Origin of the sequence: uncultured Propionibacterium sp. (assembly GCF_963539965.1) — a bacterium.
Lineage (GTDB): Bacteria > Actinomycetota > Actinomycetes > Propionibacteriales > Propionibacteriaceae > Propionibacterium.
The window spans coordinates 1-25,045 of record NZ_CAUTOU010000002.1 but is presented as its reverse complement, the minus strand read 5'-3'; the positions used below and the strand labels follow the sequence as shown (position 1 = coordinate 25,045).

The following is a 25,045-nucleotide window of genomic DNA, read 5'->3' as shown; positions in this document are numbered from 1 at the left end:
GGGGCCGGGCCGCGCCGACGCCGGCCGGGCCTCAGCCGTTGAGCCTCTGGTAGGCCTCCTGGGCCTTGGCCTGGGCGGTCTCCACCTGGGTCTGGTACTCCCCCAGATCGCCGTTCTTGAGGGCCTCGTCGGCCCTGGTGAAGGCGTCGTCCGCCTCCTGCAGCAGCTGCTTGGCGGCGTCCTCGTCCGACACCTCACTGCCGGCCTGCTCCTGACCGGAGGACTGCTGGCCCGTGTCCTCGCCCGTGCTCGCGCCGGCGTCACCGGCGAAGACCGAGTCGAGAGCCTCCTGCAGCGTGTCGCCGATGCCGATGTGCGTGCCGAAGCGGACGACGACGAAGCGCAGCACCGGGTAGGTGCCGGCCGAGGCTCCCGAGCCGGCGGACTTGCGCTGGGTGTAGATGGGCTCGACGTAGATGAGGCCGTTGCCCAGCGGGAGCGTGAGCAGATTGCCGTACAGTGCGTCGGCCGAGCTGCCCGTGCCCTGCCCGATGAAGGGCAGCAGCTTGTCGGCCACCTGCTGGTCGGAGACGATCGCGTTGTACGTCTGGTTCGGGCCGGGTACCTGGGCGGTGTCCGACAGTTTCAACACCCGGATCCTGCCGTAGTCGGGGCTCGCCGCATCGGCCACCACCGACATGTAGGCGGCCATGTTCTCGCGGTTCTTCGGCACGTAGACCGCCGTCTGGCTGAACATCGGGGACTCGTCGCCCGGCCATTTGATCGACAGGTAGTAGGGCGGTTCGTAGGCTCCGCTGGAGTCGCGCGGGTCGGCCGGGACCTCCCACAGATCCGACTGGTTGTACCAGCTGTCGGCGTTCTCCATGTGGTAACGGCCGAGGATCTGGCGCTGCACCTTGAACATGTCCTGCGGGTAGCGCAGGTGACTCATCAGGTCGTCCGAGATCTCGCTCCGGTCGAGCAGCAGGCCCGGGTAGACCTTCATCCAGGTCTGCAGGATCGGGTCGGACGTGTCCCAGGCGTAGAGCCTGACCGTGCCGTCGTAGGCGTCCACGACGGCCTTGACCGAGTTGCGCATGTAGTTGACCCGCGTGTCCGCGCCGGTGCTCTGCCGCGCCGAGTCCGAGATGGTGCTCTGCAGGTTGACGTGCTGGGAGTTCGGGTAGTCGGCGCTGGTCGTGTACGCGTCGACGATCCACACCACGCGGCCGTCGACGACGGCCGGGTACGGGTCCTGGTCGACCGTCAGCCACGGAGCGACCTCGGCGATGCGCTCGCGCGGCGTGCGGTTGTACAGGATGCGCGAGGCCGAGTTCACATTGCTGGACAGCAGCAGATTGAGATCGGTGAACTTCGTGGCGTACATGGCCCGGGTCACGTAGTTGCCGATCGCCACACCGCCGGCCCCGGTGTAGGTGTAGTGCTGCTCGCCGCCGGACTCGGAGCCGCCCGGGGTGTCCAGCTCGACGGGCGTGGCACCGGGGGCATTGCCGGCGACGACCCACTGGCCCTCGGACTCGCCGTAGTAGATGCGGGACTCCTGCACGTCGAGCCGGCCCTCGGGCGGGATGTCGCCCTCGGTCCACACCGGCTCGCCGTTGGTCGAGCTGCGGTTGCCGTAGGAGGCGACCACGCCGTAGCCGTGCGTGTAGACGGTGTGCGTGTTGATCCAGCTCTGATCGGGCAGGCCGGCGATGTTGATCTCGCGGGCGGCGATGATCGTGTCGGTCGTCTGGCCGTCGACGTTGTAGCGGTCAACGTCGAGAACCGAGGGGAACTGGTAGTAGCCGCGCACCTGCTGCAACTGCTCGTAGGTCTCGGCGATCAGCGCCGGGTCCATCAGCCGGATGCCGGGCAGGGCCTCCGCGTCGGACCTCAGCTGGCCGGCGCTCACATCGGTCTCGGCGGAGTAGTCCGAGACCGTCACATCGTCGATGTCGTAGGCCGCCCTCGTCGCCTCGATCTGCCGCTCGATGTAGCTGCGCTCCTGGTTGACCTCGCTGGGACGCACGGTGAACTGCTGGATGACGGCCGGGTAGGCGACCTGGATGATGAGGCTCGAGACGATCATCAGGATGATCGCCGTACCGGGCACCCGCCACAGCCTGAGCCTGACATTGGCGAAGAACATGAGCGCACAGATCCAGGCGATGATCGCGATGATCAGGCGGGCGGTGATGCGCGCATGGTCATCGGCGTAGCCGATGCCGGTGAACAGGGCGTCGTTGTCGCTGATCGCGAACTCGTAGCGCGACAGCAGGCGCTGGAATCCGTAGACGACCATGATGAGGCCGAGCATCACCGACAGGTGCACCTGGGCGGCCGCGTTGAGCGGGTTCTTGAGCTCGACCGTCGGCGGACGGGACCCCTCGCCGCTCCCGTGCTGGTGCACCGATACTGGCGAAGCGTACAGGGAGCCGGTGATGACGTGGACGACAGCCGCCGCGATCGTACCGATGATCAGGGCGGCCAGTACCACCGAGAAGACGTACTGCAGGAAGGGCAGCGTGAAGACGTAGAAGGAGACGTCCATGCCGAAGTAGGCATCGGACTGGCCGAAGGGCGTGCGGTTGAGGAACGCCAGGGTCTGGTCGACGTGGGACACGGCCAGCGAGCCGCCGGCGAGCGCGATGATCAGTGAGGGGACCGCGATGACCACGGCCGTGCGTCTGGCCAGGGCCGAGCGGTAGTGGTCCAGGGTCGGTGAGTCGCTGACCGGACGCTGGGGGCGCCTGCGCCAGGCGAGGGCCATGCTGAGCGCGCAGGCCCCGCCGAGCAGCACGCCCTGCGCCACGGCCAGGATCGCGCCGGTGATCAGCCGGGTGGAGAAGACCCGGCCGAAGTGCAGATTGCGGTACCACATCCAGTCGGTGACGAAATCGCTGACGATCCACCACACGACGATGAGCGCCACGAGGATGATGAGGGTGGCCCCCAGCGCCGTATGACGACGCGGCGCTTTCCTGGCCTGCGATGCGGTGCTCATGCCTGATCGGGTTCCTCCCACTCGAAGGTGCGCACGAGTGCGCCGGACAGGGCCGGGACGAGTTCGTCGCCGGCCAGGAGCTCGCCGGGGTGGCTGGCGAGCCGGGCCACGCCATAGGTCGTGCCATCGCGCAGGGCGCCCATGACGACCCGGATGTCCTCGCGGGCCGGGTGCGCGGCCACGTAGTCGGCGGCCCCGGCCGGGTCGCCGGGGATGTCGGCCTCGACCCCGGCGGGCAGGAAGGAGCGCTCGGTGCACACCGCGCAGCCGGCCACCGTGCTCGGCCAGGCGATGGCGGCCAGCCCGGACAGGACGTCCTGACCGGGATGGAAGTCGTCCTGCTCGATCGGGGACAACTGGCCGGGACCGGTCACGGCGAGCCGGTCGGCCAGGGCCGGTCCGGCCTCGAGCAGCTGGGCGGTCGGCGCCAGCGCGAACAGGCGGGCCGGCTGGTCCCAGCCGGAGGCCCCCACGTAGTGCTCGATCTCGACCAGAGCGGCCGCGAGCGGCTCCTGGGCCGGCGTGGGACCGCCGGCGCAGGTCCGGACCTCGGGACCGGCCTGGGACTGGGGACTCATCGGATGACTCCTCCGCTCGTGGGAATCTGGTGGCAGGGCGCGGTCAGCAGAGCGGCACCGCCTCCGTCGCCCCCAGGGCCAGGGAGTCCAGGGAGGAGACGGCGTCGGACAGCTTGGACACCTTGACGAGCTCCATGCCGGTGTCGATGTCGGCCACCTCGGAGCAGTTGGCGGCCGGGACCAGGAAGATCTGAGCACCGTCGCGTTCGGCGCCGCGCATCTTCTCGGCGACCCCGGCGACGGCGCCGACGGTGCCGTTGGCCTCGATGGCGCCGGTCCCGGCGATGACGCGCGAGCCCATCAGGTCCTCGCTGCGCAGCTTGTCGTAGACGGCAAGCGAGAGGACCAAGCCGGAGCTCTCGTCGGCGACCTGATCGGGTATGTGGAACTCGACCTGCGGCGCATAGCGGTAGCCGGGGCGCATCGTGATGCCCACGCGCGGCACGGAGCGGTCGGTGGAACTGGCCTGGGTGGTGATCGGGACGACCATCGACGAGCCGCCGCGCACGATGCCGAAGGTCGCGGTGGCGCCGACCGCCAACGACCGGATGACGGCGTTGACGTCATCGGACGTGCTCACGGCGGCGTCGTTGACAGTCTCGATGATGTCTCCGGTCTGCAGCAGCTCGTAGGCGGGGCCGCCGGTGGAGACCGAGCCGACGACCGGGTTCTCCTGCACCGCGATGCCGGCAGCGCTCAGGGCCGCGACGGTGGCGCTCTGCTCGGTCTCGCTCATTTTCTGGGCCTCGTCGTTGGCCAGGTCCGAGTCGCTGCGCCCGACCGGGTAGGCCCAGTCCCGGGGCACGACGTCGCGGGAGTCGCGCAGATAGTTGAGGAACGCCGAGGGCAGGGTCAGGGTCGCATCGGAGGAGGTGACCGATACCGAGGTGAGCAGCAGGCTGCCCGTCGTGCCGACCGTCTCGACACCGCTGATCGTGATCTCGTCGGTGTTGTCGGACCGCCCCAGCACATCGTCCGTGACGCCGGGGTCCCAGGCCACATAGGGAACCGGCGTGAGGGCGATGACGCCCGCGAGGATGATGAGGGCCAGGGCGGAGACGACCGCCGTCCAGGTCTGGCGCGTCATGACGGCGCTCCTCCGCGCGTCCTGCGCACCGTTGGAACAGCTGCCCTCATGCTCCTGAAGTCTACTCACCGGCCGGGGATCGGCCAGGGGTCTCGCCTCCCGCCGGGATCCGTCGTGCGCCCTGATCCTCGGAGCATTGATCGGGCGCGCTTGAATGGATGCATGCAATGGTCCGGGCGACCGCACCGCGCCCGGCCCCGTTGGGCCGCCTTGAGGATCACGCCCCGCCGGGCCGCCCTGAAGATTACGGAGCCCCGTCATGAGCGATGACAACACCAGCCATCCCGCCGGCGAGTCCGGCAACGACCCGCTCAGCGAGCTGTTGCGCCAGCTCGGCATCGACCTGCCCGCGGGCGGCATGGATCTGAACGCCGTCCTGGGTCGGCTCCAGTCGATGATGGCTCAGGCGCAGGCGGGCACGGATTCCGCGACGGGCATCGACTGGACGATGGCCCGCCGGACCGCCCGCCAGGTCGCCGCCGCGCTCGGCTCGGACCCCGTGCCGTCCCGGACCCAGCGCACGCACCTGGCCGATTCGCACCGGCTGGCCGAGTCCTGGCTCGACCCCGTCGTCTCCTTCGAGGCCTGCCCCGCCCCGGCGCAGGCGTGGAGCCGCGCCCAGTGGATCGAGGACACGATGGACTCGTGGCGCACGATCGTCGAACCCGTCGTCACCTCGATCGCCGGGGCCATGAGCTCGAGCCTGGGCGGCCAGGCCGCCGCCGAGCTGCCCGAGATGGCCCAGTTGACCGACATGCTCGCGCCCATCATGCGCACGGCGGCGGGTCAGATGTACACCGCGCAGCTGGCCAGGGCCATCGGCGAGATCTCCACCGAGGTCATCAGCGGCGCAGAGCTCGGCCTCCAGCTGCTGTCGAGCCCGCGCGTGGTACTGCTGCCGACCAATGCGGAGGCCTTCGTCAGGGGCCTGGGCCTGCCCGACGAGGACACGCTCATGTACATCGTCGTGCGCGAGGCCGCCCGGCAGAGGCTGTTCTCGTCCGTGAAATGGCTGGCCCCGCAGATGCTGGCACTCATCGAGCACTACGCCCACGAGATCACGATCGACACGACAGCCATCGGCGACGCCATCGGCATCGAGGACGTCTCCGAGATGACCCCGGCCAAGCTCGCCGAGCTCTCCGAGCGGCTGCAGGGCAGGCTCTTCAAGCCCGCCCGCACCCCGGAGCAGGAGGACATCCTGGCGCGCCTGGAAACGCTGCTCGCGCTCGTCGAGGGCTGGGTCGACTCCGTCGCCCACGAGGCCTGCGCGCAGTGGCTCGCCCATGAACCGGCGCTGCTGGAGGCCGTGAGGCGCCGCCGCGCGACCGACGGGCCCGCCGAGAAGATCGCCGGCGCCCTGCTGGGTCTGCAGCTGCGTCCCCGTCTCGTGCGCGAGAGCGCCCGCTTCTGGCAGGTCGTGCTCGCCGACCGCGGTGTCGCCGGGCGCGACGGCCTGTGGGCCCACCCCGATCTCATGCCGGCGGCGGACGACGTCGAGGACCCGATCGGCTTCGTCCAGGGCGAGAGGCACGGGGAGGCGGAGGCCGACTGGGACTCGGAGCTGGCCAAGCTCCTGGAGCGGCCGGACCAGGGTCCGGACCCGGCGTCCGACTGATCCCGGAGCCCCCTCAGCCGCCCTGCCCGACGAAAGCAGCACCGGCCTCCCAGCCCTCGAGGAAACCACTCGCCTTCTCGGCGAGCTCGTAGCGGCGCTCGATCCGCCGGAAGGCCGGCCCGTGATCGCAGTGCACCAAGTGGGCGAGCTCGTGGACGAGCACCGCGTCGATCACCCAGTCCGGCATGGCACGCAGCCTGTCCGAGAGTCTGATCGTGCGCTCGGCCGATGTGCACGAGCCCCAGCGGGAGCGCTGGTTCGAGACCCAGCGGACACTGGCGGGCTCGGGCGCCTCGGGAACGTACGTCCGGCGGAGCCCGGCCGCCCGAGCCATGAGCTCCTCGTCGCCGGCCGCGCTCGCCCCGCGCCTCGCGGCCCCGGCGATGCGCCCGACCACGTCACGCACCCAGCGCGTCTCCTCGGCCCTGCTCATCCGGGCCGGGACCATGACGATGATCCGCCGGCCATCGCGCCGGGCGGCCACGCTGCGGCGCCGGCGGGTGCTCCGGCGTACGACGACCTCCTCGACGCCCGCCGGCAGCACCAGCCCGTGCGGCAGCCGGACGACGGTTTCGGTGACACCGGCCCGGGTCGCCCCTGCGGCGCGTTCACTGCCGTTCATGCGCTGCAAGCCTAACGGGTTCGCAGCACTCCGACCGGACTTCGGCGACCCGGCTCGTCGGAGGATCCGCGAACCGCCCCGCATCGGAGGCGTGGAGGATCCCCACCGGCTTGACGCCCCTCGGAAGGCTCGGTACGATTCCAGTGAACCCCCGGTTCGACGTTCTCTGCAGGGGAAGGCAGTTGAACGTCCGCCGGGGGTTCCTCGCCGTCGGGGGGCCTCCCCCTCCGCCCGGCGCGTCGACCGGTCCGGGCAGGGCACCGCCACCATTGCCCGCTCCGCCGACGAATTCTTCGCGCTGCACGCCCCGGGGCCTTCACCGGTGCGGAAGTCGCTCATTCGGTGATCTCCGCGGTCGAGAAACAGACGTTCCCGTAGGCCGACACGGCATCATCGCATATACCGCTATCCCGCAGCCTCGGGGAGAATTTCCACTGAAACAATGAATCACCTTGTCAAGCAGCATAAATTCTCTCTGAGCAGAATCATTGCGACCCCGAACCATCCCGCGACATTCCCTGACTGGGGTTTTGCACGCCGGTTTCGTTCCCGAGCCGTGGCTACAGTTGTGCTCGCCTGTCGGCCCTCAATGTTCCGTCTGGAGCGGGGCCGGCAAAGACAACCAATGAGGAGGAAAATATGGCAGATGAGACCTACGAGGGCGAGTACTACTGCGTCAAGTGCAAGGAGAAGCGCCACGCCAAGGGCACGGTCGTCGTGAACGACAAGGGAACCCGCATGGCCAAGGCCAAGTGCCCCGAGTGCGGCACCAACCTGAATCGCATCCTCGGCAGGGCCTGAGATGTGCACCCGATCATCCGATCGGGTGCACAAGGGGCCGGAGCACCGCTCCGGCCCCTTGCTTCATGCCCGGCTCCGGTCCTGCGGACCGGGCCTGCCGGATCACCGGCGACCGGCTCACAGGGTGTTGTCCCCATCACCCGATGTGTTGTCCGGCACGCCCGCGGTGTTGTCCGTGTTCCATATCCCTTGGAGATCTGCTCGCTCACAGGTAACGCTAAGGGCATGCCCATCATCTCCGGTCACCGCAACGAAGCGGTCCCGCAGCCGCAGCAGGGCCCGGCACCCGGCTCATCGAAGCGCCGCCGCGTACCGCCCAAGACGCTGCGTCTCGATGCCGACATCGTCCGCATCTCCCCCGCCTCGTACCGACTGTACGGTCCCGGCCGCACCTGCATCGAGATGTCCGGCCGGTTCGCCGAGCATCTGGCCGGTGCGCTGCACCGGCTCGACGGCACTGTCACTCTCGATGGCGCCTGCCGCGGCCTGCGCCCCGACGAGCAGGAGCTCCTCGAGGGCCTGCTGGGCCGGCTGCTGAGCTTCCGCATGGTCCACAAGCAGGCGTACCGCCCAGGGCCGGCCCGTATCGGCGTCATCGGCGAGGGCGCATGCGCCGAGCGCATCAGGCACGCCCTGGCCGTCGCTCATCGGGTACGCGGCTTCACCGAGCCGCTGCCGCCCCGGGGCGGTCAGAGCCCCCGGCCTCCACGGCGGCGGTCCGCATGCCGCCTCGACAGGCTCGAGCACTGGATGGGAGTCAACGACGCCCGGCTCGACCTCATCGTCGTCGCGGGTTCCAAGACGACGCCGGACCCGGTCCTGCCATGGCTGCTGAGCCGACTCGGCGTGCCGCACCTGATCATCACCGCCCACCACCGCAACGCCTGCGTCGGACCGCTGGTGCAGCCGGGCGTCACGAGCTGCGCCTTCTGCGCGACCGGCTCGGTGATCGACCGCAGCCATCAACGGCCCACGCAGGCGGCTCCGACCCCGGCCGCCCTCGACTGGACCGCGGCGATCACCCGATCGGTGTGCGCCGCCTACCTCGACGAGGGGATCGTCTCCCCCGCCGTGGAGTTCGGCGGGAACATCTGGTCGAGCAAGGCACCGCAGGAGGACTGCCCGATCTGCGCCCGTTCGGCGCAGCCGGTCTCCGCCGATGGTGCGCGCGACGGGCGGAGCGCCGAGGCGCCGCCTGCCCTCCGGGGCGCCGGCGCGAGCAGTCGCGGCCCCCGCGCGCCGCGAGCATCCGCCGGAGTCCCGGCTCCCCGCTGACCTATTCCCCGTCCGACGGCCCGGCGAGCACCTGGTCCGGGTCCTCGCCCCGGATGATGGCCAGCACGTCCTGACCGTAGCGCCGGGCTTTCGAGCGTCCGATGCCGCGGATCTCGAGCAGATCACGTTCGCTGCGCGGCCCGTACTGGGCCAGCGCCACGAGCGTCGCATCGGTGAAGACGACGAACGCCGGCACCGACTGGCGTTTGGCCACGCCGAGGCGCCAGGCCTTGAGGCGCTCGAGCAGGCCCTCGTCGTAGGGCACCTCGCACCCGGCGTGGTGGCCGAGCTTGATCTCGACGGCCTGGCTCAGCGCCTTGCCGCAGACAGCGCAGCGGGCGACCCTGCGGCGGCGCTCGCCGGCGCTGGGCACGAGGGCGCCCTCGGCGCGCTCGCCGGTACCGGCCAGACCACCGAGGAAACGCGAGGCCCGCTTGCGGCCGCGGCCGGCCGCACTGGTCGCCCAGCTCAACCGCAGATCGTGGCGGGCCCGGGTGATACCGACGTAGAAGAGCCTGCGCTCCTCGGCGATCTCTCGCGCGGCTCTGGCCAGCGAGAAGGGCAACAGGCCCTCCTGCACGCCGATGAGCGCCACGGCGTCCCACTCCAGGCCCTTGGCCGAGTGCAGCGTCGACAGGGTGACGCCGTCGGCCACAGGCACCTGCTGGTCCGCGGCGCGCTGCTCCAGGCCGGCCACCGCCTGCCGCAGGGACCCGGCGCCCTGCCCGACGAGGTCGGCCACCAGCTCGTGCAGTGCCTGCCAGGACTCCCAGCGCTCACGGATCCGGCCCTGGCCGGCGGGCGGTTCAGGCGTCCAGCCGAGGGATCCCAGCACCCGCTCCGCCGTCTCGGCCGCCGGAGCCCCGGGGTCGGACTCGGCGGCGGCGCGCAGCCCGGTGAGGGCGGCACGGATCTCGGCGCGCTCGTAGAAGCGCTCGGCGCCCCGCACCTGGTACGGGACGCGGGCCTGCGCGAGTGCGGCCTCGACAGCCGGCGACTGCGAGCTCACGCGGTACAGGACGGCCATTTCGGACCAGGGCGTTCCCCGGCGCCGGCGTTCGATGAGCCAGTCGGACAGCCGCGAGGCCTCCTCGTCCTGGTCGAGGCACTGCACCGTCTCGACGGCCGGCCCGCCGGCGCCCATGGGACGCAGTACGACGCCCTGGCCGACGGCTGCTCGGCCCGGCGGGTGCAGGAGGTCGTTGGCCGCCCTGATGATCTGCGGGGTCGACCGGTAGTTGCGGTCGAGCTGCAGCACCGTGGCCTCCGGGAACTCCCGGGCGAACCGGGCGAGGAAGCGCGAGTCGGCGCCGGCGAACGAATGGATCGCCTGGTCGGGATCGCCGACCACGCAGATGTCCCGGCCGTCGCCGAGCCACTGGGCGAGCAGCGAGTGCTGCAACGGGCTGACGTCCTGGTACTCGTCGACCACGAAGTGCTGGTAGCCGGAGCGGAACTCCTGGGCGACCTCGGGGTGCTCGTGCATGAGGGCGACGGCGCACAGCAGGATGTCGTCGTAGTCCATCACGCCGCGGCGCGATTTCACGCGCTCGTACTCGGCGACCACGCGCGCGACCGATTCGGGATCGGCGCCCGCCACGGTGCGTCCGGCCCTTGCGGCAAGCGCCGCGTAACGCGCCGGCAGCACGTTGGTCGACTTGGCCCAGCTGATCTCGCCCGACAGATCGCGGATGAGGGCTGTGTCGCCGCTCCTGAGGTGCTCGCGCGAGGCCGCCTCGGCCACCATGCCGAAGGTGGAGCCGACGACCTCGGGCAGCTCGGTGCCGGTCACGCGCGGCCAGAAGTAGCGGATCTGGCGCAGGGCCGCCGAGTGGAAGGTGCGGGCCTGCACGCGCGGGGCGCCCAGGGCGCGGAGCCTGGCCTTCATCTCGCCGGCGGCGCGCGTGGTGAAGGTCACGGCCAGGATCGCCGAGGCACGCTGCTGGCCGGTGAGCACGGCGTGGACGATGCGATGGGTGATGGCGCGCGTCTTGCCGGTTCCGGCGCCGGCGATGACGGCCACGGGCCCGCCGATCGTCACCGCGACCCGGCGCTGCTCCGGGTCGAGCCCGCCCAGGACGGACTCGTCGAGCTCGGCGGCCGAGGATGCTGCGTCGGTGGACTGGCTGCTCATGGAGGCAACCCTAGAACCCGGCGGCGCCGGATCCACGGGCCGGAGCGGGGCGCCGAGGACGGCGATCGTTTTTGTCAGCACCGCTGCCTAAGGTGATGGTCATGGTGAACTCCCGGTCGACCGCAGCGCAGGCCCCGGGCGGACGACGCCCGGAGCCGGTCGCAGGCGATGGTCGCCCGCTCGTCACGGGCTGCCGCACATGGGCCGAGGTCTGCGCCCGGGCGGGCGAATTCCTCGCCCGGCACGCCACCGATCCCTTCGCCCTGCCCATGCTCATCGCCCCCGGCGCGGCGCACCACCGCAGCATCGGCCAGTTCATCGCGGCGGACCCGGACGGCCCGCAGGTCTTCGCCGGCGTCGACGTCCTATCCCCGGAACGGCTGCGTGCGCGTCTGGAACGCGATCTGCTCGGTCTCGATCCCGACGCCGACCCCTGGCGCTCCGACGGCCTGACCATCCGCGTCGCCTCGCTCATGCGCGAATGCGCCGCCGAACCGTGGTTCGCCCTCGTCCAACGCCATATCGAGGGCCATCCCGGCTCCGGGGAGCGGCCCCGGCCGGCCCCCGGGCGCCTGGTCGCCACGGCCGAGACTTGCACCCGTCTGCTCAGGAACTACCTGCGGCACTGCCCCGCCATGCTCGATGCCTGGTCGCAGGGCCGCCTCGTCGGCCCGCTCGGGGGCCGGCTGGCGGACCGGGACCAATGGCAGGCCCACCTGTGGCAGCGCCTGACCGCCTCGCTGAGCGACTGGCCCCACCCGGGGCTGCGCCGCGAGCCGCTCTGCCGGGCGGTGCGCGAGGCCCGGGCCGACGCCCTGCCGCCCGCACTGGGCCTCGCCTGCATCGAAGCCCCCTCCCCCACCGGCATCGAGCTGCTGACCGCGCTGGCCGAACGGCTGCCGGTCCGCATCTGGCAGCTGGGTTCGCCCGACTGGGCCGACACCACCGCCGGCGGTTCCCCGTTGCGCGATCGCTACGGGCTGGCCCGCTCCCGGAGCTGGCAGCGCTGGATGGACGCCCCGGTGGACATCGACGGCGCAGCCGGCGGGTCCGCCGAGGATGCGTCGACCATGCTGGGGCTCCTCCAACACCACGTACGCACCGGCCGGGCTCCCGGGGCCCCGGTCGGGGCCGACGGATCGGTGAGCATCCACGCCAGCCATGGGCCGGACCGCCAGGTCGAGGTGCTCCGCGAGGCGCTGTGCGGGGCCTTCGACGCCGATCCGACGCTCCAGCCGCGCGACGTCGCCGTGCTGTGCACCGACATCGCCGCCTACGCCCCGCTGCTCGAGGCCGACTTGGGCCGGGTCGACACCCCGGACCATCATCCGGGCCACGACCTGAGGGCGCGCATCGCGGGCCCCTCGATCGCCCGGCCGAATCAGATGATCACCGTTCTGCTGGCACTGCTCGCACTGCCGTCCTCACGCGCCACGAGCACCGATCTGATCGCGTTGGCCTCGCTCGGCCCGGTGGCGCGCGCCTTCGGTTTCGACGCCGAAGCTCTGGAGCGCCTCGGGCAGCTCGTCGAACGCGCCCAGATCCGCTGGGGCATCGACGCCGGTCACCGCGCCTCGCACGGGCTGCCCGGTATCCGCCAGAGCACCTGGGTCGCCGGCGTCGATCGGCTGCTCGCCGGCCTGGTGCTCGCCGACGCCCCTCTCACCAGGCTCAACACCGTCGTCCCGCTCGACCACGTCGACAGTTCCGACGCCGAGCTCATCGGATCGCTGGCCGAGCTGGTCTCGCGCGTGCGCATGCACCTGCTGCGCTTCAGCGAGCCCACGGACATCGCCACCTGGCGGACACGCCTGCTCGGGGCGGCCAATGACCTGGCCAGGCCCGGTGGCGACGACCAATGGATGCTCAACCACATCAGCAGCGCCCTGTCCGGCCTGTCCCCCGCGGACGAGGCCGGATCCCCGCTCAGCGCAGGTGACGTCGCCGTCGTCCTGCGCCGTCTCGTCCGGCCCCGGCGCGGGCGCGCCAACTTCGGCACCGGCTCGATGATCGTCTGCGGGCTGGGCGACGTGCAGGCCATCGACCACCGCGTGGTGGCCGTTCTGGGCGTCGACGACGCCCACTTCCCGCCGCGTACGGCGGCTGGGGGCGATGACCTGCTCGCCCGCGCCGGTGTCCCGGCCGCGATCCCCGTCCCCGACGCCGCGTGCACCGCCCGGCAGCAGCTGCTCGATGCGATCATGAGCGCCGGCGAGAAGCTGATCATCGTCGGTTCCGGCGCCGACCCGCGCACCGGCGAGGCACTGCCGCAGCCGGTCGTCATGGCGGACATCATCGCGGCCTGCACCGGCCTGGAGCCCGGCTCCGAGTGGGAACGGGCGCACGGTCGGGAAGCGGGCCGGGGCCCGGGCACGGTGCGCGTGCACCCGCTGCAGCCCTACTCGGCGGCCAATTTCGACCCCACCCGGGCGGGCGGCGCCTTCAGCTTCGACGCGATGGCGCTCGCCGGGGCCAGGGCGGGCGCCGGACGGCATGCCGGGCACCGCCCGGGCCGTATCTGGACGATCCCAGGTGCGCCGCCAGGAGAGGCTGCCCGCGCGACGAGCATCGACGAACTGGTCCTCTTCTTCCAGGACCCGATCCGGGCCTGGGTGAACCACAGTTTCGGTTTCTCCCCCGGCGGGGGCGACGGTGAGACGCCCACCGGCCTGCCGATCGTCCTGGACGGCCTCGAGAACTGGGCGGTCAACGAGTCGATCACCGCAGCGCTCATCGCGGGCCAGTCCGGTACGGCGGCCTCCGACGCCGCACTGCTGGGCGGCCGGCTGCCTCCCGGCCGACTCGGCACCGGCATGCTCGGCGAGCGCCTGCCCGCGCTCGAGTCGTACGCCTCAGCCGTGCGGGCCCGGCTCGTGGAGCCCGCCGAGCACGACGTGTCCTGGCGTCAGGGGCCCTGGTCGGCTTCGGGCACCGTCCATTCGTACGCGGGCGGGCTCGTGCGGTACCGCTACGCGGGGCTGAGGGCCAGGCACCTCGCCGCCGCGTGGGTCGAACTCGTCTGCGCGACGGCCGCCGGCGCCGACGTGGGCGAGGCCCTTCTCATCGGTAAGGGCGACTGCTTCAGAATCACCGCCCCGAGCACCGGGGCGGCACGCACGCTGCTGGGCCAGATGTGCCGTCTGCGCTTCACCGGGCTCAACCAGTTCCCACCCATGCCGCCCGACACCTGCCTGGAGTACGCACGGCGCGCGGCCCGCAACCAGCGCAGCGCCGGCTCCTTCCTGGCCCGCGCCTACGCCCGCGAGTTCGATTTCTCCCCGGTGCTGCAGTGGGTGGGCGCCTCCTGGCACGACATCGAGACGATCGGGGCCGAACCCGAGGACCCGATGACCGCCTCCCCCGGCCGGTTCTTCAACCTGGCAAGATGGTTCTACGGACCCATCGTCGCCTCCCTGCACCTGTGGTCCCCGGGGGCGCCCCATGCCTGACCCCTGCACGCCCGGCCGGGTTTTCGACCCCACCGCCGATCTTCCCGAGGGCACCACCGTCCTCGAGGCCAGCGCCGGCACCGGGAAAACCCATACGATCGCGGCCGCGACCGCGCGCCTCATCGCCCTGGGCCAGGGCAGCATCGACCGCCTCATGCTGGTCACCTTCGCCCGCTCGGCGTCCCTCGAGCTGCGCTCGCGCGTCTACGAGCGCCTGCAGTCGAGTGCGCGCGTACTCGCGCAGGCCGCCACGGGCGGCGCGCCGGAGGGCACCGACCCGGTCGACACCCAGCTGTGCACGGGCTCGGTCGGCGAACTGGCCTGGCGTCGGGCGAACCTTCGACGTGCGCTCGCCGACTTCGACCGCGCCGTCATCGCGACCACGCACGAGTTCTGCTCGCGCCTGCTGGCCGAGCTGGGCGTGCTCGTCGATCACGACAGCACCCTGCGTTTCGTCGATGACATGAGCGACGTGCACGCCCAGGTCATCGACGACGCCTACCTGGCGCGCGCGGCAGCCGGCGTCGCGGGCATCGGCTACGACCAGGCGGACATCATCGGCCGGGCGGTGCTGGGTCATCCCGAGCTCCCGCTCCTGCCGGTGCCCGACGACGCCGACGACGAACAGGGGCGCCTGGCCTTCGCCGCCGACGTGCGGGCCCGCATGGAGCGCCGCAAGCGCGCAATGGGCGTCTACGGCTACGACGACATGGTCCAGCGCGTTGTCGGCGCCCTGGATGACCCGCTCACCGGAGAGCTGGCCGCGCAGACACTCGCCGCACGCTTCGACCTGGTAATGGTCGATGAGTTCCAGGACACCGACCCGCCGCAGTGGCACATCCTCGAACGGGCCTTCCATCACCGCACCCGCCTGGTCGTCATCGGCGACCCCAAGCAGTCGATCTACGGCTTCCGCGGCGCCGATCTGCAGGCCTATCTGAACGCGCGGACCCGCGCCGACCAGCGCTTCACCCTGAACCGCAACTACCGCAGCGACCCCCGCGTGGTCGACGGCATCGCCCAGCTCATCGGCCGGGCTCCGCTGGGAGGTCCCGGACAGGCCATCGCCTTGGCTCCGGTCACGAGCTCCCGCGTGGCGCGCCGCGTCTGGCTCGACGGCGGTGACGCACCGGCCGTCCAGGTGAGGGCCATCGCCCCGGGCGAGGAGTTCCCGGCGGCCAAGGCCCGCGAGGCCATCGCCGCCGACCTGGTGCGTGAATTCGTCACCCTGCTCGCCCGCGGTCGCATCGACGACGGCGCGATCCGCAACCTGCGGGCCGGCGACATGGCCGTCCTGGTGCGCACCAGGAGGGTCGGCGATCAGGTGCGCCGTGCGCTCACCAGGGCCGGCATCCCGGCGGTCTTCACCGGCGGCGAGGGCATCTTCTCCTCCGGGAGCGCCCGGGCCTGGCAGCGGCTGCTCGACGCCATGTGCGATCCGCGCCCGCCGCTGTTGTTCGAGCTGGCCCTGACCGAGCTGGTCGGCTGGACCCCCGAACGTCTGGCGCGCGCCGACGACGAGGCCCGCAACCAGCTGCTCGTCATGGTCAAGTCGCTGCGCGAGACCATGGCCCAGGTCGGCCCCGTCGGCGTCTTCGAGCGCCTGTGCGCCCAGCAGGGCGACGACGACCCCGGCCTCATGACGCGGCTGCTGGCCGACGAGCGCGACGGCGAACGCGCGTACACCGATCTGCGCCACATCACCGAACTGCTCGAGCGCGAGCACCGCCGTTCGGACCGTGACCCGGCCGGCATGCGGGACTGGCTGGCCCAGTCGATCCGAGAGGCCGCCGGGCGAGCGGACGACGACGCCGTGCGCCGTCTCGAGACGGACCGCAGCGCCGTCACGATCATGACGATCCACAAGGCCAAGGGCCTGCAGTTCCCGGTGGTGGCGCTGCCCGATATGTCGAACAAGTACATCGGCGAGAAGCCGCAGGACCGCCTGGGACGCGTCCTGGTCCACTCCGGCGACGTGCTCAGCCTCGACCTGTTCGGCGACAGGTCCGTCGAGCGCCACAGGGCGAAGATCGCCGAGGAGCAGGCCGAGGACCTGCGCCTGCTGTACGTGGCGGCCACCCGCGCGCAGAGCCGACTCATCGCCTGGTGGGCCCGCACGAAGCACAACACCTCGCGTTCGGCCCTGCACCGCCTGCTGATGAACCCGCCCAGCAGCTCCGAGCTCGCCCCGTCCTACCCGGTCGGCGCCGATCTCGGCCAGGCCCGCTCCGACCGCAGCCTCGTGCAGCTGGCGGTCGTGCCCCGCCCGGCCGGCGTCCCCGAGGCGCCCATGCAACCGACCGGCTCGCCACGGCTCGCCGGGCGCGGATTCACCAACAGCATCGACTACTCGTGGGCGCGCACCTCGTACTCCAGCCTCACGGCCGGACTGCACGGGGCTGCCGGTTCCCTGCTCGACATCGACGAGCACGGCGCCGGGGACGAACCGGAACTCGGGAGCGCCCCCGCCGGGCCGTCCGCCCCCGGGGCACCGGTCGAGGGCACCGTGCCCCTGTCGGAGCTTCCCGGCGGCACCCAGTTCGGCTCCCTGGTGCACTCGATCCTCGAGGCCGTCGACCCGGCGGGGCCGCAGCTGCCCGAGCGCACCACCGCGGCGACCGACCGGATGCTCGCCCGGTGGCCGGTGGCGGGAGTCACGACCGAGCAGCTCTCGCAGGGTCTGCAGGCGGTCATGGCCACATCCCTCGGCGAGCTCACCGGCGGGGCCAGCCTGCGCGGCATAGGCGCCGTGAACCGCCTGGCCGAGCTGAGCTTCGACCTGCCCCTCGGCTCCGCCCGCGGTTCCCGCGAGCTCGGAGCGATCGCCGAGTTGTGGAGCGACCGCTCGCTCGTGCCGGCCGACGACCCGCTGGCCGACTACGGGCCGGCCCTGTCCGGCAGCAAGGCGGCCCCCAGCGTCCTGCGCGGCTTCCTCACCGGTTCGATCGACGCCGTGCTACGGCTCCCGGCTCCCGGCACGGCGTCGGAACCGGGGCGGGCGGTCCCGAGCGAGCTGGCGCGCTACGCCATCATCGACTACAAGACGAACCGCATCCCGGCGCGCCCGCACGAGCAGGGCGGTCCGCACGCCTACACGCCTGCGGCGATGACGAGGGCGATGATCGAGGCCCACTACCCGCTGCAGGCGCTGCTGTACTGCGTGGGCCTGCACCGGTACCTGGGCTGGCGCCTGCCCGGCTACGAGCCCGCGCGGCAGTTCGCCGGCGTCGGTTACCTGTTCGTCAGGGGCATGGCCGGCCCCGGAGGTCCGGCCGATGCCGCCATGCCGCCGGGCGTCTTCGCCTGGCACCCCACCATCGACCTCATCGAGGCCGCCTCGCAGGTCCTCGCCGGCTCCCGCCGCGCAGGGGCCAGTACCGCCGGACCAGGACCGGGAGGTGCCTCATGAGCGTCGTCGACGGCCGTGTCGTGGCGGCAACGGGCGTGCTCGCCCGGTTCAACGAGGCGGGCGTCCTGGAGGCGCCCGACATCCACACCGCCCAGCTGGTCGCACGCGCCGCCGGGGAACGGAACCCGGCGGTACTGCTCGGCGCCGCGCTCGCCATGCGGGCGCTGCGCGCCGGTTCGGTCTGCCTGCCGATCCGCCAGGTCCACCGGCTCGCCCAGTTCTTCGTCCGCGACGACGACGCCCAGGCCGGCGTCGCCCCCGAACTCGACGCGCTCCCCTGGCCCGATGCCGACGAATGGCTGGCGGCACTGGCCGCCTCGCCCCTCGTGGACGACGAGCACGCCGGGGCCAACGAGCATCCGCTCCGCCTGGTCGACGGGGCCCTCTACCTGGAGCGCTACTGGCACGACCAGGAGTCGATCACGAGGATCCTGCTCGACCGCTGCGGGCCGTTCCCCGGCGTCGACGCGCGGGTCCTCGAGCAGAGCCTGGCCACCGGGCCGGCGCGCGCCGACCGGTACGACGAGGCCCAGCGCCGGGCTGTGCGCACGGCGGTCTGCGCCCGCACCACCGTCATCTGCGGCGGGCCGGGCACCGGCAAGACGACGACGATCTCCCGCATCGTCACTGCCCTCGACGACCAGGCGGAGGCGGCCGGCGCCCCGGTACGCGTCGCACTGGCCGCGCCCACCGGGAAGGCCGCCGCCCGGCTGAGCGAATCGCTCGCCGAGCATGCCGGCGGGTCCGCCGTCCACCCGCCCGCCGCGACGACGCTGCATCGTCTGCTCGGCGCCCGGCCCGACCGCGCCCCCCGCTACGGAGCCGGCCACGGCCTCCCGTTCGACGCGGTGATCGTCGACGAGATGTCGATGGTCTCCCTTCCGCTCATGGCCCGCCTGCTCGAGGCGCTCAGCCCCGACACGCGCCTGGTCATGGTGGGCGATCCCGACCAGCTCACCCCGGTCGACGCGGGCGCCGTACTGGCCGACATCACCGCGGTCGACCTGCCCGGTCCCGCACCGGGGCAGTCGGCCGTCGTCGTCCTCGACCAGGGCTACCGCTTCACGAGCGGCATCTCCGACGTCGCCCAGGCGATCCGGGACGGCGACGCGGACCGCACCCTGGATCTGCTGGCCAGCACGGATGCCATCGAGTTCCACGACCAGGACGCCGCCGGCCTTGACCTGGAGGCCACGCTCTCACTGCGCGGCACTCTGGCCCAGCAGGCCCGCGCCACGGCACGGGCGGCCCGCGCGGGCCGGGCCGAGGAGGCCATCAAGGCGCTCAGCGCCCATCGCCTGCTGTGCGCGCACCGCACCGGCCCCTACGGCGTCACGACCTGGGGCGCCGCCGCCGAGCGCGTCCAGCGCGCCGCGGCCGGCCAGCTCTCATCCGACGAGTGGTACAGCGGCAGGCCCCTGCTGGCCACCCGGAATCTGCCCGAGCTGGGCGTCAGCAATGGCGATACCGGCGTGGTCATCGCCGCCGGTCGGGGCCGGCGCGCCGCCATGAGCAACCACCGCACCTATCCGGCGTACGCGCTGGAGGGCGTCGAGACGATGTACGCCATGACGGTGCACAAGTCCCAGGGCAGCCAGTTCGAGCGGATCACGCTCGTCCTGCCCTCGCCGGACTCCCCGCTGCTCACGAAGGGCCTGCTCTACACGGCCGTGACGAGGGCCAAGACCGGCGTGCGGATCATCGGCCCGGCCGATTCGGTGCGGGTGGCCGTCACTACCGAGGCGCAGCGCGCATCGGGTCTGACCGAGCGGCTCTCGAGGGCGCTCGGCCAGCCGGGGGCCGAGGGCACAGGTCCTCGGGCGGTCAGCGTCCCGGGCGGGCGCCGGGGGGCGGGGAGTCCTCCGGGAGGAGAGGGCCCGAGCGCCATCTGAGGGGCTCAGCCCTCCGGCGTGGGCAGGCTGCCGTCCAACCATGCCCGGATGACGTGGTGCCCGACCGATGCACCGGGCGGCAGCACGAGGGCGCCGCCCTCGGCGAGGCGGTTCACGTCGCTGCGGCTGTACCAGCCGCCCCATGAGAGCTCCCGCCCGTCGACCTGGCCCGAGGAGTCGCTGCGCGCGACGAAACTGAGCATGAGGGAACGGGGCATCGGCCATGGCTGGCTGCCGAGGTAGCGCAGGGCTGTTATGCGCAGATTCGCCTCCTCGGCGGTCTCGCGGTGGACGGCCTGCTCGGCGGTCTCGCCGGCCTCGACGAATCCGGCCAGCACCGAGACCCGGCCGCGCTCCCACGCGCCCTGGTGGGCCAGGAAGAGACGGTCGTCGTGGTCGAGCACGGCGCAGATGACAGCCGGATCCGTGCGGGGGAAGGTCTCGCGCCCGCACCGGGAGCACTCGGCGGAGAAGCCGCCTCGGGTGCGCACCAGCTCGCCGCCGCAGCCGACGCAGCGGCGCGCGCTGCGGGCCCAGTTGAGAATGGCCTGAGCGGTACTGGCGACCTCCCGCTCGCCCGGGGTGAGTCGGGCGCTGCGGAGCACCGTCTTGTGGGGGCCGGCATCGCGCCTGGTGAACCACGGATGCCCTTCGAAGCGGCCGAGGAAGACGTCCTCGGCGCCTGGGCGATCGCCGTCGGCCGCCGTGATGACGCGGCCCAAGGGGTCATCGTTGAAGCGGCCCGCGGCGTCCAGGCAGATGATACGGGCGCCCGGCTCTCGCCAGGCCCGTTCGATCAGCCGCGCGTCCTCACGGGTACGCGAAGCGTGGTCCAGGCTCGGCGGCCCGCCCCACGCGGCGATGTCCCATGCGTACAGGTCCTGGGCGGTGTTCTGGTCCGGGCTCGGCGTCATGGGCTCAAAGCTAACGCGCCGGGCCGTGACCCGGCGCCGCCTGTCGGCCCCGGGACGGCGCTCAACCCGGCCGACGCCGGGCCCCGGCACCCAGCCCGGCGACCATCTGCCGCAGCTCGTCACGATCGACGAGTCCGGCGGGGCGCTCGTCCGCACCGCTCGCGACGTGGTGGAAAACGGCGTCGACGCGCTCGGGCGGGACCCGCGCGATGTCGGACCAGGCCAGGCGGTAAAGGGCCAGTTGCAGGGCGTCGCCCGGGCCGTCGAAGGTCTTCCAGTCGACGATTCTGAAGTCGTGGTCCGGGTCGTCATCGAGCGCGAAGACCGCGTCGATCCTGCCACGGACCTGCTGGTCGCCAATCACCAGGACGAAGGGCTCCTCGACGGCGCAGGGCGTGCGCCGGGCATAGGGGCCGGCTTCGAAGCGCTCCTTGAGCCGGTCGAGCCTGGCCCGGACCCCGTCGTCCTCCCCGCTGCCGCGCTTCCCGGACAGACCGTCCTCGGCGATGTCGTCCCCGGGCCCGACCGACAGCATGTCGTCGTCGATGAGCGGGTTCCCCCGTCGGAACCTGGCCTCGAGCCATTCGTGGAAGCGAGTGCCGACGCCGGCACCGGCGCTCGTCCGGCGCGGCATCGGCCTGGCGAGAGCGGCCATGAACTCGGCCGGGTCGCGCTGGGACTGCATGAGCGCCGTGGCCGACAGCGAGTCGGGCACGGCAACGGCGGTGGCCTCGTCCTGGCGGCGCATGGCCTGGGCCACGAGCAGCTCGGCCTCGTGCGCCCAGCGGTCGACGGTGGCCTGCTCGTCGAGGCCGAGCGGTTCGCCGCAGGCGAACTCGTCCCCGGGGCTGTTCCCGACCGCTCCCGGAGCGCGGTCCCGGTCGCCGGCCGTCTGCCGCCCGGCGCCGTCGAGGACGAATGCGGCCAGTGCGTCGAGGCGCTGCTGCGCCTGCCCGTCCCCGCCATCGGGCCAGCTGACGCGCCGGCAGGCGCCGGCGAGCGGGTTCTCGTCGGCGACCGGGCCGGGCTCGGCGATCGTCTCCTGCGCCTGCCCGGCGAGGATCAGGTAGTAGGGCGATATCTCGCGGGGCCTGGACCGCCGGGGCTCCCAGACATGACTGGTGGCGACGAGCTCGCGCCTGGCCCGCGTGATCGCCACATAGGCCAGCCGATCCTCGGCGAAGCCGGCGGCCAGGCCGAGCGCCTCGGCATGGCCCTTCAGGCCGTCGTGCGAGGCCTCGGACAGCCGCGGCAGGCCGCTGGCATCGCCGCGCAACGGTCCGGGCAAGAACCTGGCGGAGCTCACCCAGTTGTCGGCGCGGCCGTCGGGGAAGACCCCGTCGACCAGCCACGGCAGGTAGACGCGGCCCCATTCGAGACCTTTCGCACGGTGGACGGTGAGCAGCTTGACCGAGTCGGCGGCCGAGACGATCGCCTGCTCGATGCCGTTCTCGTGTTCGATCTGCAGGTCGAGATAGCCCAGGAAGGCGCTCAGACCCGCTCCCCCGTCGACGTCGGCGAACTCCGCCACCACGTCGAGGAAGCGCCTCACCTGCTCGCGACGGTCCTGACGGAAGTAGACCGGGTCGGCCTCGAGTTCGGCATCGACTCCCGACAACAGGCAGATGCGCCGCACCAGGTCGGCGAGCGGTTCGCCGAGCCCGCGCCGCACCCGGGCGAACTCGCGGGCGAAGCGGCGCAGCCTGCGGGCGCCCTGGGCGGACATGCCGGGTGTCTCCTGATCGAGCGCATCCATGAGGCAGACCGGAGGCCCGGTGAATCCGTCGATGAGCTCGGCCATGCCGTCGTCCTCGGCCCGGCCGCCGAGCCCGGAATCTTCCGGGGAGGAATCGGCCCCGGCCGTATCGCCCTGCTCCCGAGCCGCCCGGTGAGCGGCAGCGCCGAGGGCCGCCAGATCGGCCGCCCCGATCCGCCAGCGCCGCGAGGTGAGCAGCTCGACCAGGGCCGGATTGTTCGTCTCGTCGTCAAGCAGCCGCAGGGTGGCCACGATCTCGCGCACCGGACTCAGTGCGATCAGATCGCCGACGCCGACGATCTCGACCGGCACATCGGCCTCGACCAGCTCGTCGTAGATGCGCCCGATCGAGGAGTTCGTGCGGCAGAGCACCGCGATGTCGGCCCACTTCCCAGGGCCGCCGTGCGCGGCGACATCGGCCGCCAGCCATGCCATTTCCTCGTCGACGTCGTCGAAGCGCCCGACGGCGATGCTGCCGGGCTCGGCGCCGTCGGCCGCGCGCAGCTGAGGATCCGTTCCGGCGATGACGGGCATGGCGGGGTCCTCGCCCAGGCGCGCCGAGACCTCATTGGCCCCCCGCAGAATGAGCGGACCGCTGCGACGGTTGACCGTCAGCGAGAAGACTCTCGAGGGTCCGCCGTCGCCGCGCCGGAAGGTGCGCGAGAACTCGTTGATGTTGCTGACGGCGGCGCCGCGCCAGCCGTAGATGCCCTGGCAGGGGTCGCCGACCGCCGTGACCGGGTGACCGAGGCCGTGCTCCGCATCAGGTCCTGAGAACAGCCCGGACAGCATCATGGTCTGGACCGCCGAGGTGTCCTGGTACTCGTCGAGCAGGACGACCCGGAACTGCCGACGAAGGGCCTCGCCGGCCTGCGGCACCTGCTGGGAGATTCTGGCCGCCTGGGCCATCAGGTCGCCGAAGTCGCCTCCGGCGAACCGCTTCTTGCGCTCGCGGTAGGCGCGTAGGAGGCCGAGCAGCTCGAGCCGGGTCCGCGCCACCTCGATGGCGTCCGCGACGTCGCGATAGGGCCGGCCCCGGTGGAGCGGGGCCCCGAGCAGCTCGTCGACGAACGAAGGCGTGAAGGCCTCGATCTGCTCGGGGGTGACGAAGTGGTCGTTCATCTCGGCGTCGAGCGTGACGAGCCAGTCGACCAGGGTCGCCGGCGACAGGTCCCCGAGATGCTCCCAGCCGCCTTCGGCGGCCGAGACGACCTGTCCGGCGAGCCGGTAGCGCATCGTCTCACTCAGCAGACGCTCGACCGGGTCGTCGCCGATGCGCGGCGCGTGCTCGGCGACGAGGCGCCCGGCGAAGGCGTCGTAGGTCATGACCGCCTGGCCCTGCACGTCGTGCATGGCCCGCCCGTCAACAGCACCGGAGCGCACCAGGGCCGTATTGATACGGGTCGACAGCTCGCCGGCGGCCTTGCGCGTGAAGGTCAGGCCGAGCACCTGATCGGCGCGCACGGCGCCGGTGCCGACGAGCCAGACGACGCGGGCCGCCATGACGGTTGTCTTGCCCGATCCGGCGCCGGCGATGACGACACCGGGCTCGAGGGGGGCGGTGATGACCGCCAGCTGCTCGTCGGAGAACGGTATGCCCAGCCCGTCGCGCAGCTGGTCGGGGCCCTGCATGGGTGCACTCATCGGGAGTCCTCCCGTGTCCAGACGGGGCATCCGCTCCGGTGCGGGCAGGTGCGGCACAGATCGCCCTGCACGGCCGTCCAGTCACCGTTGGATGCGTGCGCCAGGGCCTCGGCCATGACGTCGTGGACCCACGTGGGGCCAGCGCCGGCCGGCGGCTCGGTTCGCGGCGGGTAGGGGTGGTCCTGGATGCTCGGCTGAGCGAGCACCTTAGGCTGTTCGGGGGCCTTGGAGCTCTGCGGAATGCGCAGCTGGACCAGTTCCGCGCCGCCGAGCTCGGGGTGGACCCCGGTCAGTTCGGCGCAGGCGCCGGAGGCGACAGCCAGCTGGTAGACGCCGAGTTGCAGATGGGCTGCCACCTGCTTCCTGGTCGGCGCGCGCCTGCCGGTCTTGAAGTCGATGACATGGACGCGCCCGGTACCGGCGTCGCGTTCGAGACGATCGACGGTGCCGCGCAGGGCGACGGTGCCACCAGGCAGTTCGAAGCGGTGGCGGATGGGCACCTCGACGCCGATGACCTCGCGCCCGCGAGCGGTCGCCGACCAGGCGTCGAGACGATCGATCATCGCATGAGCCGCCTCGAGCTGGATCCGGCTCTGCCAGTCGGTCCCGTAGCCGATGGCGCTCCAAGATCCGTCAACCCGTTCATGCTGCCGATCGACGCTCCAGCCGAGGACCACCGAGTTCTCGGCCATCTTGTGGATGAGCGTGCCGACCGCCGTCTGCGGGCCGGCGGCGGGTGAGGCACCGGCCCGGGAGTCGAGGAACCAGCGCCGCGGACAGCCGGAGAGCTTCTCGAGACCGCTCGCGCTCACCGTCAGCTCCGGGCGCCCCTGAAGGCCGGCGGGGCCGCTGAGGCCGCCCAGACCCCACCACGACGAGGCGTCAGCGGCCGGGACGAGCCGGCGCCCCCGCCGCGAGC

The 25,045-nt window shown here is 72.1% G+C and carries 14 protein-coding genes; 6 read left to right on the top strand and 8 right to left on the bottom strand.

Annotated elements, in window-relative coordinates:
* Positions 1–31: 31 nt before the first annotated feature.
* From R2N01_RS01005 to R2N01_RS00995, 3 genes are read right to left on the bottom strand one after another with little or no spacing between them, the layout of a single operon-like run.
* Positions 32–2,947, bottom strand: coding sequence for a UPF0182 family protein (locus R2N01_RS01005; RefSeq protein WP_316667556.1), 2,916 nt, complete (start codon positions 2,945–2,947; stop codon positions 32–34).
* On the bottom strand, positions 2,944–3,525 hold the full coding sequence (locus R2N01_RS01000; protein ID WP_316667553.1) for a PPA1309 family protein: 582 nt from the start codon (positions 3,523–3,525) through the stop codon (positions 2,944–2,946). Before R2N01_RS01000 ends, R2N01_RS01005 begins: the two co-directional genes overlap by 4 nt.
* Positions 3,526–3,568: 43 nt before the next feature.
* Positions 3,569–4,612, bottom strand: a complete 1,044-nt coding sequence (locus R2N01_RS00995; RefSeq protein ID WP_316667552.1) for a PDZ domain-containing protein — start codon at positions 4,610–4,612, stop codon at positions 3,569–3,571.
* A 259-nt stretch (positions 4,613–4,871) separates the two neighbouring features.
* Here R2N01_RS00995 and R2N01_RS00990 point away from each other — a divergent pair, with 259 nt between their 5' ends.
* Complete coding sequence (locus R2N01_RS00990; protein WP_316667550.1) at positions 4,872–6,230, top strand: zinc-dependent metalloprotease; 1,359 nt, start codon at positions 4,872–4,874, stop codon at positions 6,228–6,230.
* 13 nt (positions 6,231–6,243) lie between these two features.
* On the opposite strand, the gene R2N01_RS00985 is transcribed toward R2N01_RS00990, so the two are convergent.
* Complete coding sequence (locus R2N01_RS00985; protein ID WP_316667548.1) at positions 6,244–6,852, bottom strand: M48 family metallopeptidase; 609 nt, start codon at positions 6,850–6,852, stop codon at positions 6,244–6,246.
* Between the two features lie 639 nt (positions 6,853–7,491).
* Here R2N01_RS00985 and R2N01_RS00980 point away from each other — a divergent pair.
* Entirely contained in the window at positions 7,492–7,653 is a 162-nt protein-coding gene (locus R2N01_RS00980) for a DUF5679 domain-containing protein (RefSeq protein WP_316667546.1), read from the top strand.
* A 225-nt stretch (positions 7,654–7,878) separates the two neighbouring features.
* The gene (locus R2N01_RS00975; RefSeq protein ID WP_316667544.1) at positions 7,879–8,928 is read left to right on the top strand and encodes a hypothetical protein; all 1,050 of its coding nucleotides are present in this window, start codon (positions 7,879–7,881) and stop codon (positions 8,926–8,928) included.
* A gap of 1 nt (position 8,929) precedes the next feature.
* Here the strand turns inward: R2N01_RS00975 and R2N01_RS00970 are convergent, their stop codons facing one another.
* A complete protein-coding gene (locus R2N01_RS00970; protein ID WP_316667542.1) occupies positions 8,930–11,062 on the bottom strand; it encodes an ATP-dependent DNA helicase UvrD2 in 2,133 nt (710 codons plus the stop codon).
* A 101-nt stretch (positions 11,063–11,163) separates the two neighbouring features.
* Here R2N01_RS00970 and R2N01_RS00965 point away from each other — a divergent pair, with 101 nt between their 5' ends.
* Genes R2N01_RS00965 through recD form a run of 3 tightly spaced genes read left to right on the top strand, consistent with a single transcriptional unit; the run spans position 11,164 to position 19,812 of the window.
* The gene (locus tag R2N01_RS00965; RefSeq protein WP_316667540.1) at positions 11,164–14,511 is read left to right on the top strand and encodes an exodeoxyribonuclease V subunit gamma; all 3,348 of its coding nucleotides are present in this window, start codon (positions 11,164–11,166) and stop codon (positions 14,509–14,511) included.
* Positions 14,504–17,920, top strand: coding sequence for a UvrD-helicase domain-containing protein (locus R2N01_RS00960; protein ID WP_316667538.1), 3,417 nt, complete (start codon positions 14,504–14,506; stop codon positions 17,918–17,920). The genes R2N01_RS00965 and R2N01_RS00960 overlap by 8 nt, the downstream gene beginning before the upstream one ends.
* Positions 17,917–19,812 (top strand): exodeoxyribonuclease V subunit alpha, encoded by a 1,896-nt coding sequence (recD, locus tag R2N01_RS00955; protein ID WP_316667536.1) that lies wholly within the window; start codon positions 17,917–17,919, stop codon positions 19,810–19,812. Before R2N01_RS00960 ends, recD begins: the two co-directional genes overlap by 4 nt.
* 5 nt (positions 19,813–19,817) lie before the next feature.
* Here the strand turns inward: recD and nudC are convergent, their stop codons facing one another.
* The 3 genes from nudC to R2N01_RS00940 form a co-directional block, all read right to left on the bottom strand.
* Complete coding sequence (gene nudC, locus R2N01_RS00950) at positions 19,818–20,726, bottom strand: NAD(+) diphosphatase (RefSeq protein WP_316667534.1); 909 nt, start codon at positions 20,724–20,726, stop codon at positions 19,818–19,820.
* Positions 20,727–20,787: 61 nt separating this feature from the next.
* Positions 20,788–24,126, bottom strand: coding sequence for an ATP-dependent DNA helicase (locus R2N01_RS00945; protein WP_316667532.1), 3,339 nt, complete (start codon positions 24,124–24,126; stop codon positions 20,788–20,790).
* Positions 24,123–25,045: PD-(D/E)XK nuclease family protein (locus R2N01_RS00940; RefSeq protein WP_316667531.1), on the bottom strand; the 923-nt coding region annotated here is incomplete at its 5' end. The genes R2N01_RS00940 and R2N01_RS00945, both read right to left, overlap by 4 nt.